The 14,117-nt window shown below is 43.5% G+C and carries 15 protein-coding genes; 11 read left to right on the top strand and 4 right to left on the bottom strand.

Annotated features, from left to right (window positions below):
• Window positions 1–255 precede the first annotated feature (255 nt).
• On the top strand, window positions 256–846 hold the full coding sequence (locus tag MKO06_RS06515) for a 30S ribosomal protein S16 (protein WP_241549923.1): 591 nt from the start codon (window positions 256–258) through the stop codon (window positions 844–846).
• A gap of 17 nt (window positions 847–863) precedes the next feature.
• The gene (gene rimM / locus MKO06_RS06510) at window positions 864–1,391 is read left to right on the top strand and encodes a ribosome maturation factor RimM (protein ID WP_241551033.1); all 528 of its coding nucleotides are present in this window, start codon (window positions 864–866) and stop codon (window positions 1,389–1,391) included.
• Between the two features lie 5 nt (window positions 1,392–1,396).
• On the opposite strand, the gene ald is transcribed toward rimM, so the two are convergent.
• The 3 genes from ald to MKO06_RS06495 form a co-directional block, all read right to left on the bottom strand.
• Window positions 1,397–2,497: an alanine dehydrogenase gene (gene ald, locus MKO06_RS06505; protein WP_241549921.1), complete on the bottom strand. Its 1,101-nt coding sequence runs from the start codon at window positions 2,495–2,497 to the stop codon at window positions 1,397–1,399.
• 103 nt (window positions 2,498–2,600) lie between these two features.
• Window positions 2,601–5,522, bottom strand: a complete 2,922-nt coding sequence (locus MKO06_RS06500; RefSeq protein WP_241549918.1) for a leucine--tRNA ligase — start codon at window positions 5,520–5,522, stop codon at window positions 2,601–2,603.
• A 169-nt stretch (window positions 5,523–5,691) separates the two neighbouring features.
• Complete coding sequence (locus tag MKO06_RS06495) at window positions 5,692–6,624, bottom strand: ketopantoate reductase family protein (protein WP_241549917.1); 933 nt, start codon at window positions 6,622–6,624, stop codon at window positions 5,692–5,694.
• Window positions 6,625–7,768: 1,144 nt separating this feature from the next.
• Between MKO06_RS06495 and MKO06_RS06490 the strand changes: the two genes are divergently transcribed.
• Genes MKO06_RS06490 through MKO06_RS06450 form a run of 9 tightly spaced genes read left to right on the top strand, consistent with a single transcriptional unit; the run spans window position 7,769 to window position 13,447 of the window.
• On the top strand, window positions 7,769–8,647 hold the full coding sequence (locus MKO06_RS06490) for a cell division protein FtsX (RefSeq protein ID WP_241549916.1): 879 nt from the start codon (window positions 7,769–7,771) through the stop codon (window positions 8,645–8,647).
• A gap of 43 nt (window positions 8,648–8,690) precedes the next feature.
• Window positions 8,691–9,065, top strand: a complete 375-nt coding sequence (locus MKO06_RS06485; RefSeq protein WP_241549913.1) for a GxxExxY protein — start codon at window positions 8,691–8,693, stop codon at window positions 9,063–9,065.
• A 33-nt stretch (window positions 9,066–9,098) separates the two neighbouring features.
• Window positions 9,099–9,353, top strand: a complete 255-nt coding sequence (locus MKO06_RS06480; RefSeq protein WP_241549911.1) for a DUF3098 domain-containing protein — start codon at window positions 9,099–9,101, stop codon at window positions 9,351–9,353.
• A 5-nt stretch (window positions 9,354–9,358) separates the two neighbouring features.
• Window positions 9,359–10,153, top strand: coding sequence for an undecaprenyl-diphosphate phosphatase (locus MKO06_RS06475; protein ID WP_241549910.1), 795 nt, complete (start codon window positions 9,359–9,361; stop codon window positions 10,151–10,153).
• A complete protein-coding gene (truB, locus tag MKO06_RS06470; RefSeq protein ID WP_241549908.1) occupies window positions 10,143–10,859 on the top strand; it encodes a tRNA pseudouridine(55) synthase TruB in 717 nt (238 codons plus the stop codon). Before MKO06_RS06475 ends, truB begins: the two co-directional genes overlap by 11 nt.
• A gap of 22 nt (window positions 10,860–10,881) precedes the next feature.
• The gene (locus MKO06_RS06465) at window positions 10,882–11,607 is read left to right on the top strand and encodes an energy transducer TonB family protein (RefSeq protein WP_241549906.1); all 726 of its coding nucleotides are present in this window, start codon (window positions 10,882–10,884) and stop codon (window positions 11,605–11,607) included.
• Between the two features lie 4 nt (window positions 11,608–11,611).
• On the top strand, window positions 11,612–12,208 hold the full coding sequence (locus MKO06_RS06460) for a DNA-3-methyladenine glycosylase I (RefSeq protein WP_241549904.1): 597 nt from the start codon (window positions 11,612–11,614) through the stop codon (window positions 12,206–12,208).
• Window positions 12,205–12,783: a hypothetical protein gene (locus MKO06_RS06455; RefSeq protein WP_241549897.1), complete on the top strand. Its 579-nt coding sequence runs from the start codon at window positions 12,205–12,207 to the stop codon at window positions 12,781–12,783. Before MKO06_RS06460 ends, MKO06_RS06455 begins: the two co-directional genes overlap by 4 nt.
• A complete protein-coding gene (locus MKO06_RS06450; protein ID WP_241549895.1) occupies window positions 12,764–13,447 on the top strand; it encodes a DUF2490 domain-containing protein in 684 nt (227 codons plus the stop codon). Before MKO06_RS06455 ends, MKO06_RS06450 begins: the two co-directional genes overlap by 20 nt.
• Here MKO06_RS06450 and aat read toward each other — a convergent pair whose 3' ends face one another.
• A complete protein-coding gene (gene aat / locus MKO06_RS06445) occupies window positions 13,448–14,086 on the bottom strand; it encodes a leucyl/phenylalanyl-tRNA--protein transferase (RefSeq protein ID WP_241549893.1) in 639 nt (212 codons plus the stop codon).
• Window positions 14,087–14,117: the final 31 nt, after the last annotated feature.

The following is a 14,117-nucleotide window of genomic DNA, read 5'->3' as shown; positions in this document are numbered from 1 at the left end:
TCTTTCCGATAAAGATAAAAGTGCAAACCCCACTTAACAACCTATTTAACAGGGTTTAGCATTAATTAACCTCTTTTAACAGCAGTCCTGATTTTTAACGAAAATTCTTCCTAATTCAAGCTTAAATCCAGTAGGGATTTTCACGCATTAAGCCCTTTTTAAATTAATCCCAGAAAACCTTGATAATTAGAAAAATGTAGTATCTTTGCAGACCTTATTAATAACCGGGGTCGAGAACCCCAAAATTTAATTTTTATGCCAGTAAAAATAAGACTACAAAGACACGGTAAAAAAGGAAAACCTTTTTTCTGGATTGTCGCTGCTGATGCTCGTGCAAAAAGAGACGGTAAATTTTTGGAAAAATTGGGAATCTACAACCCTAACACGAATCCTGCTACTATCGAACTAGATGTAGACGGAGCTGTTACATGGTTGCAAAATGGTGCCCAGCCAACAGATACTGCTCGCGCGATCCTTTCTTACAAAGGAGCCCTTCTTAAGAAACACCTAGCAGTAGGTGTGAGAAAAGGCGCTTTGACCGAAGAGCAGGCTGAGGAGAAATTCCAGGCCTGGTTAGACGAAAAAGAAGGTAAGATTGGTTCTAAAAAAGAATCAGTAGAAAAAGCTAAAGAAGAAGAAAGAGCAAAAGCTCTTGAAGCTGAAAAAGAAGTGAACGCTAAGCGTGAAGCCGAAGCAAAAGAAGAAGCAGAGGCTGCTGCCGCTGAAGCTGCTGAAGCTGAAAGAACTGCTGCAGCAACCGATGAGGCTACTGTAGAAAGCGCTGAGGAAGAAGTGGGAGCTGCAACTGCAGAAGAAGCTAACACCGAAGAGAAAAAAGACGCTTAAAATAGCTGCCGGCGATGATCACAAAGGAAGAATGCTTCTACCTGGGAAGAATCGTTGGAAAATTTAGCTTTAAAGGCGAGGTGCTGGTAAAACTGGACACCGATGAGCCTGAAACTTACACTGAAATGGAATCAGTTTTCATTGAATACAATGAAAATCTGGTTCCATTTTTTATTGAAAGATCCTCCCTTCACAAAAGCACTCTGCTCCGGGTTAAATTTGAGGATATCGATACCGAAGATGATGCCGAGGATATGGTTGGCGCAGAACTCTACCTACCTCTTAGCATGCTGCCTGAGCTTCCCGAAGACAAATTCTACTTCCACGAGATCATTGGTTTCGACGTGATCGATGCGGAACATGGCAACATAGGACAGATCGTTTCGATTAACGATTCAACAGCCCAGGCCCTTTTCGAGATCGAAAAAGACGGAAAACAGATCCTCATCCCAATGAACGATGAGTTCATTCAGAAGGTTGACAAGAAGAACAAGCAGATAAAGGTGATCACTCCAGAGGGACTTATCGACCTTTATCTAGGTTAAAAAAATCAGGCAAAAGCTTCATTCCAGTCAAAAGCCTTAAGAATAGGCTCATACACTATTTTACCTTTTACAATATTCACTCCCTTTGCCAGCGAAGGATCTTTTCCACAGGCATTTTCCCAACCGTTTTCGGCCAGGCTTAGCACATAAGGAAGCGTTACATTGGTCAATGCGATTGTTGACGTATGCGGAACAGCACCAGGCATATTGGCCACACAATAATGCACGATATCATCAATGATATAAGCCGGTTCTTCATGAGTTGTTGGCCTGGTGGTCTCGATACAACCTCCCTGGTCTACGGCAACATCCACGATCACCGTTCCCGGCTGCATTTCCTTCAACATGGAACGAGTGATAAGTTTGGGAGTCTTTGCACCGGTGATCAACACTCCACCTATTATCAGGTCACTTGTTTTTATATGTTTACGGATGTTATATTCATTGGAAAATTCGGTGACCACATGACTGGGCATGATATCGTTCACATACCTTAACTTATTCATGTTTACATCAAGAACGGTTACCTGGGCCCCGAGACCAGCTGCCATCTTAGCTGCCTGGATCCCTACAGTTCCGGCACCAAGTACCAGTACTTTCCCCGGCGGAACTCCTGGCACACCACCCAGCAACAATCCTTTTCCTTTTACCGGTTTTTCAAGATATTTTGCACCCTGCTGTATCGCCATCCTACCGGCGACCTCGCTCATGGGCGTCAATAAAGGAAGTGCTCCTGTTTCGTCCTCGACAGTTTCATATGCAATACATACTGATCGGCTTCTTAGCATAGCTTCTGTAAGGTTTTGATTAGAAGCAAAATGAAAATAGGTAAAAATGACCTGGTCTTCACGAATGAGCTGATACTCCTGCTCGATAGGTTCCTTGACCTTGACGATCATGTCAGCCTGCTCGTAAACCCTCTCTATAGTTGGCAGGATCGTGGCACCGGCCACATGATAATCTTCATCATCGAAGCCACTGCCTTCGCCAGCTGTTGACTGAATGAATACTTCATGCCCAAGCTTGGTTAGTTCCAGGACACCGGCAGGAGTCATCCCCACCCGGCTTTCGTTGTTTTTGATCTCTTTCGGAATGCCGATTTTCATAATAGAAGTTTTTGGTTTCCGAAAAGTAAGAAAGAAAAATAAAAAAGGGGTGCAAAATGCAATAATTCACATTTCACACCCCAATTTGATATTTTTAAGGGGGTTAAACTACGATATTTACAATTTTACCCGGAACGACTATCACTTTTTTAGGGGTCGAACCGTCTAACTGATTTTTTGTTCGTTCATCCTCCAGCACATTTTTTTCGATCTCATCTTTGCTCATATCCAGGGGAAGCTCCATCGTAAACCTCATTTTTCCGTTAAAGGATACCGGGTAGTTCTTTTTGCTTTCCACCAGGTATTTTTCTTGGTACTCAGGATATTTTGCTGTAGAAACAGATTCTGAATTTCCAAGTTTTTCCCATAACTCTTCAGCGATATGCGGAGCATAGGGTGCGATTAGCACCGCCAAAGGTTCAAGCACCTCGCGGCTATTGCATCTTTGTGCTGTTAATTCATTCACGCAGATCATAAAAGTTGAAACAGAAGTATTGAAACTGAATTCTTCAATGTCCTCTGTTACTTTCTTGATGGTCTTGTGAAATGTCTTCAACGAATCGGCTGAAGCCTTATCATCTGAAACCGCGAATTCCTCACCATTATGATATAATTTCCAAAGCTTTTTCAGGAAGTTATGAACTCCTGTAATACCAGCCGTGTTCCATGGCTTGGCCTGCTCCAGCGGACCCAGGAACATCTCGTACATTCTTAAAGTATCGGCACCATAATCCTCGCAGATATCATCAGGGTTCACCACGTTATACTTAGACTTGGACATTTTCTCCACTTCCCTGCCAACGATATATTTCCCATCTTCGGTCAGAAATTTAGCATCAGCAAATTCCGGACGCCATTTCTTAAAGCCTTCAATATCCAGTTCATCTGAGGCATTTACCAGAGAAACATCGGCATGAATAGGCTGTACATTATTTCCCTTGATCTGGTTCTTAGAAACAAATACGTTCTCTCCTTCCAGCCTGTAAACAAAAGCGCTGGTCCCAAGGATCATCCCCTGGTTGATCAGTTTTTTGAAAGGCTCTTCAACGGTCAAGTAACCGCGGTCATGCAGAAATTTGGTCCAGAACCTTGAATATAGCAAGTGTCCGGTGGCATGTTCGCTACCTCCGATATACAGGTCTACATTTTCCCAGTATTTCTGGGCTTCTTCTGAAACAAATTTATCCGGGTTTCCGGCATCCATATACCTGAACAGGTACCAGCTGCTTCCAGCCCAACCAGGCATGGTATTCAGCTCTAAAGGATAAACTCCGTTATCTTCATGCGCCTCGACTCCGCTCGGCGTGACATCCCCTTTTTCATCATGCTGAACTTGTTTCAGCATCTTATTGGAAACAACTTTGTTATTTTTTGTGTCCCAGGCCCAATCGGACGCATTACCAAGTGGCGGTTCACCGGTTTCGGTTGGTAGATATTTTTCAACCTCCGGCAGTCTTAACGGAAGATGCTTTGGATCGATCATCTTTGGAAGACCATTCACATAATAAACCGGGAATGGCTCTCCCCAGTATCTTTGTCTGCTGAAGACCGCATCCCTAAGCCGGTAATTGGTTTTTCCGTAACCATGACCTGTTTTTTCCAGTTCCAGGATCACTTTTTGAAGCGCTTCTTTATATTTGAGTCCGCTTAGAAAATCTGAATTAGCGATCACCGTGCCCTCTTTTCCCGCATAAGCTTCCTGCGAAACGTCCACGTTTTCAAAAATATTTGGGATAGGCAGATCGAAATGCCTTGCAAAATCATGGTCACGCTGGTCACCACAGGGCACCGCCATTACGGCGCCGGTTCCGTAGCCTGCCAAAACATAGTCACCGATCCAGATAGGCACCGGTTCTTTAGTGAATGGATGCTCGGCATAAGCACCGGTGAAAACACCACTAATGGTCTTTACATCAGCCATACGCTCACGTTCACTTCGCTTCGCCGTCGCTTCAATATAAGCCTGGACTTCTGCCTTCTGATCTTCGGTAGTGATCTTTTCAACCAGGTCATGTTCCGGCGCAAGCGTCATAAAGGAAACCCCGAAAATGGTGTCTGGACGGGTGGTGAATACAGAGATTTTTGGCTGAGATGCTGAAACGAGTTCAGCAGGACCGTCACCCTGAACCTGTTTCAGGGTCTCTCCATAAAGATTAAAATGAACCATGGCACCAACCGATTTCCCGATCCAGTTACGCTGACTCTCCTTCAGACTTTCGGTCCAGTCGATCTTATTAAGATCCTGAAGCAGCCTTTCAGAAAAAGCCGAAATTCGCATACTCCATTGGGTCATTTTCTTTCGAACCACCGGGTATCCACCTCTTTCAGAAACTCCATTCACGATCTCGTCGTTCGCAAGCACGGTTCCGAGTTGAGGACACCAGTTCACTTCGGCTTCCGCCAGGTATGTAAGCCTGTATTTTAATAAAATTCGTTCCTTTTCGTCTTCTGAATAAGTTTTCCAGTCTTCCGCAGAAAATTCTTCAATATCATCATCGCAGGCCGCGTTTACTCTAGAGTTACCTTCCGAAGAAAAGGTCTTTTCAAGCTCGGTGATCGGTCTGGACTTTTCAGCTTCCAGATCATACCAGCTCTCGAAAAGCTGAATAAAGATCCATTGCGTCCACTTATAATAATCGGGATCACTGGTTCTCACCTCGCGACTCCAATCAAACGAAAACCCGATCTTATCGAGCTGTTCACGGTAACGGGCAATATTATTTTCGGTGGTTACCGCCGGGTGCTGACCGGTTTGAATGGCATACTGCTCAGCAGGAAGTCCGAAACTATCATAACCCTGTGGATGCAGCACATTGAATCCTTTATGCCTTTTGAAACGGGCATAAATGTCGCTGGCAATATATCCCAGCGGGTGCCCTACATGGAGTCCTGCTCCCGAAGGATAAGGAAACATGTCCAGCACATAATATTTTGGTTTATCTGAATCGTTCTTGGCTTGGAAGGTCTGGTTCTTCGCCCAGTATTTCTGCCATTTCTCTTCGATCTTGTTAAAGTGGTAACTCATCTTCTATCTTACTATTATCAATATTCATAAGAGTCATTGCGAGCAAAGCGACGCAATCTCTGAAATTTAAGAGACTGCCTCGGTCATTTTATTGCCTCGCAGCGACCTCTTAGAGTAATCGCCTGCAAAAATACAATTTTCAGGGACTTATAAGGAATGATTGGAAGCTCTATTGTGAAGACCTACGCGCGGCCTCTTCCATGGGTTTCAGGCATTCGTAGATATAGCGGTTCACAGGAGTTTTTACACCAAGTCTGGCTCCTTCCCGAACGATATATCCATTGAAATTTTCAAGTTCAGAAGCTTTGCCGTTCATGATATCTCGCTGGGTTGAGGCAGTAGTCCCCCTTGGCTGCCCGTTGATGATCTCGAAGACCATCTCCAGGTGTTCATTATCTAGTGGAATTCCTTTCGCCTTACCTACCTCGATGATCTCTTTGGCCGAATCGCGCATCATCCCGTACAAAAATTCGCTTTCCCTAATTTTGTCGATGGGAACGCGAGTCAACCCACCAATGCCACTAACCGTACAAATGAACAGGAACTTTTTCCAGATCTCCAGGTCGATATTGTCTGGAATCTTGTTTTCGATCCCGGCTTCGTCAAGGATATCATGGATTTTCAGGATTCTTTCAGATTTAGAATTATCCTTCTCACCAAACACGATCTTTGGCTCATAGGAAGCATGCCTGATCTTTCCTGGCTTCTCCACAAAACTCACGATAAAACATAGCCCGGCCAGAATATTCCTCTGCGGAAGGATCTCCACCAATTTTTCATAATTATCGGCTCCATTTTGCAAGGGAAGAATGATCGTATTTTCACCGATGATGGGTCGAAGCTCGATGGCTACCTCTGGAATTTGCCACGATTTGATACCCAAAATAATGAGATCTGGTTTCGGAACTTCAGAAACTTCTGAAGTCACCATCTTTGGGTTGACTTTGAAATTACCCTTGATGCTTTCAACTTCGAGTCCGTTTTCCTGAATGGCTTTTAGATGCTCACCGCGGGCGACCATGCTTACATTCAGCCCTGCATCAGCCAATCTTCCACCGAAATAACCGCCAACTCCTCCAACTCCGTAAACCAGGATTTCCATATTTCTGTTTTTATCAAATTTAGGAAACAAAAAATAGTTTTACCCACAGTTCCAAATACGAATCCAAAGTTCACCTCGAGCGCCTGCCTGCCAGTAGGTAGGCGCTCGACCTGACACTAATCCTTTAAGTCATTTCGAAGGAGTCCCGGTGCTTCGGGACGACTTAGAAATCTGGTCATATTAAATAGATTTCTCGCTTCGCTCGAAATGACTAAAGATTTATGACTTATCTGTCCCACTGAGCTTGTCGAAGTGCTTTTTTTCTAGGCCTCATGCTTCGACAGGCTTAGCATGACTCTTTATTTCTAAAGTCGCCAATCGAAAATCAGCCATGTTCGAAACTGGCTCAATTATAAAGCTGCTGCCAGTCTTAGGTCTCGACTCCCTACCTACTGGCAGGCAGGCGCTCGACCTGACACTAAACCTTAAGTCATTTCGAAAAAGTCCCGACGATTCGGGACGACTTAGAAATCTGGTCATATTAAATAGATTTCTCGCTTCGCTCGAAATGACTAAAGATCTACAATCTAAATGTCGCACTGAGCTTGTCGAAGTCCTCTTTTTCAGCCAATCCATCAATAATAGGTCTCGACTCCCTACCTACTGGCAGGCAGGCGCTCGACCTGACACTAATCCTTTAAGTCATTTCGAAGGAGTCCCGGCGCTTCGGGACGACTGAGAAATCTGGTCGTATCAAATAGATTTCTCGCTTCGCTCGAAATGACTAAAGATTTATGACTTATCTGTCCCACTGAGCTTGTCGAAGTGCATTTATTAATCTCATGCTTCGACAGGCTAAGCATGACTCTCACGTAAAACTGGTTTATTTTAAGTTATAGGTCTCGACTCCGCTCGACCTGACATACCATTCGAGAATTAACTGTCGCACTGAGCTTGTCGAAGTCCTCTTTTTCAGCCAATCCATGAAAAATAGGTTTCGACTCCGCTCGACCTGACATACAATTCGAAAATCTTCTGTCGCACTGAGCTTGTCGAAGTGCTCTTTTTAACGACCTGCTTTCACATGCTCAGCATGGCATTATCATATTAAAAAGAGCGTTTCCCAATATTTTCAAAACTTTGAACGTTTTAATTTCGAGAAACCTGAACTTTCTTATTTTTACACAAAATCTGAAGTCTTTATATGACCACATCTTTTGAAAGGTATCAGAAACGCCGACTCATATCTTCCTATTTTTCTGTAGTTATCAGTATTTCACTGGTTCTATTCCTATTGGGAATGCTGGGCCTATTGGTCTTAAATACCAAAAAAGTGGCCGATCATTTTAAGGAACAGATCGCACTTACGGTTTACCTGAAAGACAACGCCAAGGAAGTGGAGATCGAGCAGCTTAAGAAAAGCCTGGCCATGGCAGATTACACAAAATCTACCACCTATGTTTCAAAAGAAGATGCGGCCGAGGCGCATAGTAAGGAAATCGGGGAGGATTTTATGGAATTTCTCGGGTATAACCCGCTGCAGAATTCTATAGATGTATATATGAAAGCCGATTTTGTTTCTTCAGAACAGGTTGATAAGATCGCCAATGATCTAACCTCCAAGAACTTCGTAGACGAAGTGGTGTACGACAAACCCCTGATCGCCCTTTTGAATGATAATGTCAAAAAGATCAGTTTCTGGGTGTTGATCGCGAGTGCCGTTTTTACCTTTATCGCGGTATTGCTAATCAACAGCAGCATACGCCTGGCGGTGTATTCAAAAAGATTCATCATTAAAACCATGCAGATGGTGGGAGCCACCAAAGGCTTCATACGAAGGCCATTTATATGGCAAAGCGTTAAACTGGGACTAATTGGTGCGGCACTTGCGTTAATAGGAATGGCTGCAGTGCTTTATTACCTGAATAACAGCTTTTCAGAATTAAATATCCTTGGTGATGTAAAACTGCTTGCAGGCCTGTTCATAGGTATTTTCCTGATGGGAATTGTGATAACCTGGATAAGTACGTATTTTGCGACCACACGGTTCCTGAACCTGAAAACTGATGAACTTTACTACTAATATTTCATCAGGCCACTAATTCACGAATGTTTTATTGGGCATTATGGCAAATCTCACCTATAAAAAAGAAAGTTACGAATTGATAGGTGTTCTTTTTGACTTTCATAATGAATTAGGCGGCGGATTTCTGGAAGCAGTTTATTCCGATGCTATAGAATACGAATTGAGATCCAGGAAAATTCCGTTCGAAAGAGAGAAGAAATATCAGGTAATTTATAAGGAATTAGCACTACCTCATCAATACATCGCAGATTTTGTGGTATACGATAAAATCATCCTGGAAATTAAATCGGTCGCGGCCTTAAATGACAGGCACGTGGCTCAATGTATTAATTATCTCAAGGTTTCAGGCAATAAGTTGGCGATATTAGCTAATTTTGAACCCGAAAGATTAACGCATCAAAGAATTGTTTTATAGTTTATTGGTGCATTCGTGGCATAAAATAATAATATGGCAGAAAATAGAAAAAAAGGAAGTTTCAATACTGGATTCGTATTCGGAAAAAAGAACTACACCTTCATGTTCATTGGCCTGGCAGTCATTGCCCTGGGTTTTATCCTGATGTCTGGCGGCGGGAGCGAAGATCCTAATGAATTCAATGACGCGATCTATAATTTTCAGAGAATCCGGCTTGCCCCTGCTCTTGTCCTGATTGGATTCGGGATCGAGGTCTACGCTATCTTGTTGAATCCCCATAAAAAATAATTGAATTGAACGCATTTGATGCTGCCATCCTTGGGATCATCCAGGGACTTACCGAATTTTTACCTGTTTCATCCAGCGGACATTTAGAACTGGGAAAAGCTATTTTAGGAGACACCAGCGTTCCTGAAGAATCCCTGATGTTTACCGTCGTGCTTCATTTCGCAACCGCTTTGAGCACGCTTGTAGTATTTAGAAAGGATGTTTTTGATATCATCAAAGGCCTGTTCAGCTTCAAATGGAACGAGGAAACCCAGTTTTCACTCAAGATCATTATCTCGATGATACCTGCTGTGATCGTAGGTTTATTGTTCGAAGAGCAATTAGAAGCTTTATTTGGCGGAAATATACTTTTTGTAGGCTTTATGCTTTTGATCACTGCACTCCTCCTTTGGCTGGCAGATAAGGCAAAAGACACTGGCAAAAAAGTGAGTTACCTCAACGCCTTTGTGATTGGGGTTTCACAGGCCATAGCCATGCTTCCGGGAATTTCCCGAAGCGGTGCCACGATCTCTACCTCGGTTCTGCTCGGCAACGACAAGACCAAAGCTGCAAGATTTTCATTCCTGATGGTTGTTCCGCTTATTTTCGGAAAGATCGCTAAAGACCTCCTTAGCGGCGAACTAATGGAAAGCTCCACCGAATTCTCTATCCTGGCCATCGGTTTTGTGGCCGCATTCGTAGCCGGTCTTGCTGCCTGTACCTGGATGATCGCCCTGGTAAGAAAGAGCAAACTTTCCTGGTTTGCGGTATATTGTTTTGTAGTGGGGCTCGGGGCCATTATTTTTGCATATGCGCAATAAGGAATTCAGCCTGGAAGATTTTAAAACCGGAGAAACCCTCCTTTTCGATAAGCCCCTGAACTGGACCTCTTTCCAGCTCGTGAATAAAGTGAGGTGGCTCATTAAAAGAAGCTGCAAGATCAAAAAGATCAAGGTTGGCCATGCCGGGACACTGGATCCGCTTGCCACCGGTCTACTGATCATCTGTACCGGGAAGTCCACCAAGACCATTCCGGAGCTCCAGGGACAGGTAAAGGAATATACCGGGACTTTTACCATTGGCGCTACTACGCCTTCCTTTGACCTGGAGACCGAAATTGACCAGAAATTCCCCATAGATCATATCACTGAAGAGCTGCTTCAGGAAACAGTCAAAAAATTCATCGGCGAAATTGAGCAAACCCCGCCTGTTTTCTCGGCTTTAAAAAAAGACGGAAAAAGACTTTACGAATATGCCCGGGAAGGCAAGGAAGTTGAGGTTAAGAAAAGGAAGGTGGATATTTCGGAATTCGAGATCAAAACCCAGGAGTTTCCGAAGGTTCATTTCAGGGTGGTTTGCAGCAAGGGAACCTACATCAGGAGCCTTGCCAACGAATTCGGGCAAGCCCTTAACAGTGGCGCCCATCTTTCAGCCTTAAGAAGAACGGCCATTGGAGATTTTTCCGTAGAAAATGCCATGAGCATCGAATCTTTCGAAAAATTGCTACCTTCACGAGAGAATAATTAAGTCCCCTGACTGTTAATTAGATATGGAGTTTTTCGATAAGTTTTTCGATAAGCACAAGGCGCTTATCCTTACCACGCTGTCCTTTGCCGTTTTGATACTGGCATTGTACAATTTCAAGCTGGCCAGCGGGAACCAGGAGACCGCCGAAATGCTGGTAGACCTGGAACAGTTCAAGGTGGAAGAAAAAGAAGAGCTTAAACCAGAAGAAGAAACACCCCAACCTAAATCCCGCAGGAATGTACAGACCCACCAGGCCTACAACCAGGACAAAGAAACCCGGGAAGCCGATTTTAATAAAAGGCTGAACGAGATCTTCGAAAAGAACAGTGCACAGCAGGAAGAAACCGAAAATGAGAATACAGCTGATTCTGAAGGTCGCATTGCGGTAAACAAAAAGAATTCTGATAAAAAGCAACAGCGATCTGATGGCGATAATTCCGAAAAGGAGCAATCGCAGGCTTCAGCGGCCTACGATTATAGTTCGATCTCTTTTTCGCTGAAGGGCAGAAATGCGGTAAAAATCCCTAATCCTGTTTATACCTGTGACACGCCAGGTAAAGTGGTGGTCAATATCACCGTTGACGCCAGTGGTTACGTCATAGACACTTCTATTAATCGGCGTAGTTCCAATACTACTAACGAATGCCTGTTGGAACGCGCCCTTGAATATTCGGCAGGTGCAAAATTCACAAAACTTGCCGGCAGGGATTCACAGCCTGGAACTATTACCTATTATTTTAAATCCTGATACTATGCAAGAACCCAAAAGATGCGGTTGGTGCGAAGGCGATGATCTTTACGAGGCCTATCACGACCTGGAATGGGGAGTACCTGTTCTGGAAGATGACAAAATGTTCGAATTCCTGATCCTTGAAACCTTTCAGGCTGGCTTAAGTTGGATTACCGTTTTGAGAAAACGAAATAATTTCAGGGAAGCGTTCGATAATTTCGATTACCGGAAAATTGCACAATACAAAGAGCCGAAAGTGAGTGAATTAATGCAGAATGCTGGAATCATCAGGAACCAGATGAAAATAAAGGCCACCATTACCAACGCCCAGGCTTTTATGAAGATACAGGACGAATTTGGTAGTTTTTGCAAGTATATCTGGCGGTTTGTAGAGGGCAAGCCCATGCAGAACAAAATCGAAGATTACAAAAAAGCCCCTTCAACTACTGAAGTAAGTGATACTTTGAGCAAAGATCTTAAAAAAAGAGGTTTTAAATTCGTTGGATCTACCGTGATCTACGCCCATATGCAGGCAACCGGAATGGTGAACGATCATGAAAAAGAATGCTTCAGGCATGAAAGAATAAAGGAACTTGGAAGCAAAATAGAAGTCCTATGAAACAAATGTTACTGAGCTTTTTACTTTTTCTGCCCATTTTTGCACTCTCGCAGGACAAAAAGATTGAGCGGGAAAAAGATATTGACCTACTGGAAATGCCAAAAGCTGCTCAGAGATATATTCAGGATAATCTACCAGAGAATCATCGTAAGTTGAGAAATTATTACGAAACAGATGGTGAAAAGGAAAGTTATGAATCCAAATTCAAATTTCAGGGAAACAGGTATAGTGTTGAGTTCAATAAGAACGGCAAACTTGAAGATATTGAAGTGACTTTAAAAAAGAGGGAACTCCAAAAGGATTTGCTTGAAAAAATTGAAAATTACCTCGAAACTCAACATGACAGGTTCAAGATCGAAAAGATACAGGCACAGTATCTCGCCGGAAACAAACATACTTCAGCAGTGTTACCAGGTGGTATAAACGAAAATGTCACCCCAGATAATTACGAGCTAATTGTCGCCACCAAGAACGACGGAAAACTGAAGAAATTCGAAATGCTGTTTGATTCCGATGGAAATTTTGTGAGCGAACGTGAAATAATCAGGAATTCCTATGACTACCTCATTTTTTAGAACTGGTCTTCTTGTCCTTTTTATGACCCTGGGCTTCCAGGCTCAATCCCAGAATTTCAGCTCATTTCTTGAACCAGATGTTAGCCTGAACCTTGACAGGCCCAACCGGTGGTCCTTCAATTTTGGAATCGCCAACCGTAACCTGATCCATTCAGAAGGTGAGACACTATTCGACGCCAGGTTTTTGGAATTAAGTCATTTTACTAGTTACGAGGTTGGTTTTTACGGCAAGTTAAGTCTTGGAGTCCGTTATCGATTCAATGAACTTCTTGAGGATAATTCTGCAGACGAAATAAGACTTACCGAGCAATACAGCAGGTCCAGGAAGTATAATGCTTTAAAAGTGGCGCAACGATTCCGGTTTGAGCAACGATTCCGGGCAACTACCAGCTACAGGACCCGATATCAGTTTACTTTAGAGCTGCCTTTAAGCGGAGAACGACTGGATCAAAATGAATTTTTCCTCGTTGGAAATACCGAAGCCCTTTTAAGTTTTGGATCTGACCGTAAACCGGGACTGGAGCAAAGAATTGGCTTGAGCCTGGGGAGAGAACTCGCCAAAGGCACCAAATTGGATATGGGAACTGAATACCGCCTGGCCAATTATAATCAAATTACCAGGCACGAATTGTTCTTTTACACCGGCCTGAACATCAGTTTATGATCATTTAAGGTATTCCAGGAATTCTTTCCTTGAAATCTCCTCGGCGCCTAGACTTTCCAGGTGACGGGTATAAACCTGGCAATCTATCATCCTCACTCCCTCTTTTTCTAAATGCTGAACCAGCCTGATAAAACCGAATTTTGAAGCATTGCTCACCCGGGAGAACATACTTTCGCCGCAGAACATTTTTTTCTCCTTTAAATAGACTCCATACAGGCCACCCGCAAGCTGTTCGTTATCCCAGACTTCAACCGAGATGGCAATGCCCTCCTGATGCAGCTGAAGGTAACTTTCTTTAATTTCAGGAGTGATCCAGGTGCCGTCCTGGCCTTTCCGATCGATCTTCCCGCATTCATCGATCACTCTTTCGAATTCATGGTTAAAGCTTACCCGGAATCTTTCTCTTTTCAATAAAGGCCTCATGCTTTTCCTGATCTTAAGATTTTCCGGAAAAAGCACCATTCGCGGATCTGGCGACCACCAAAGCACGGGCTGACCTTCGCTATACCATGGAAATATACCCTTATTATACGCCTCCTTAAGGCGTTGAGGACTTAAATCCCTGCCTGCTGCCAGCAACCCATCCTCATCTGCCAGGCTGGCCGAGGGCAATTCATCATTTGGTCCTATGAAATACAAAAACTGTAGATTTTAATGCTCCTTAAAATAT

Source organism: Christiangramia oceanisediminis, assembly GCF_022570735.2.
Taxonomy (GTDB): domain Bacteria; phylum Bacteroidota; class Bacteroidia; order Flavobacteriales; family Flavobacteriaceae; genus Christiangramia; species Christiangramia oceanisediminis.
The sequence above is the reverse complement of the archived record's forward strand: the minus strand, read 5'-3'. Positions and strand labels throughout refer to the sequence as shown.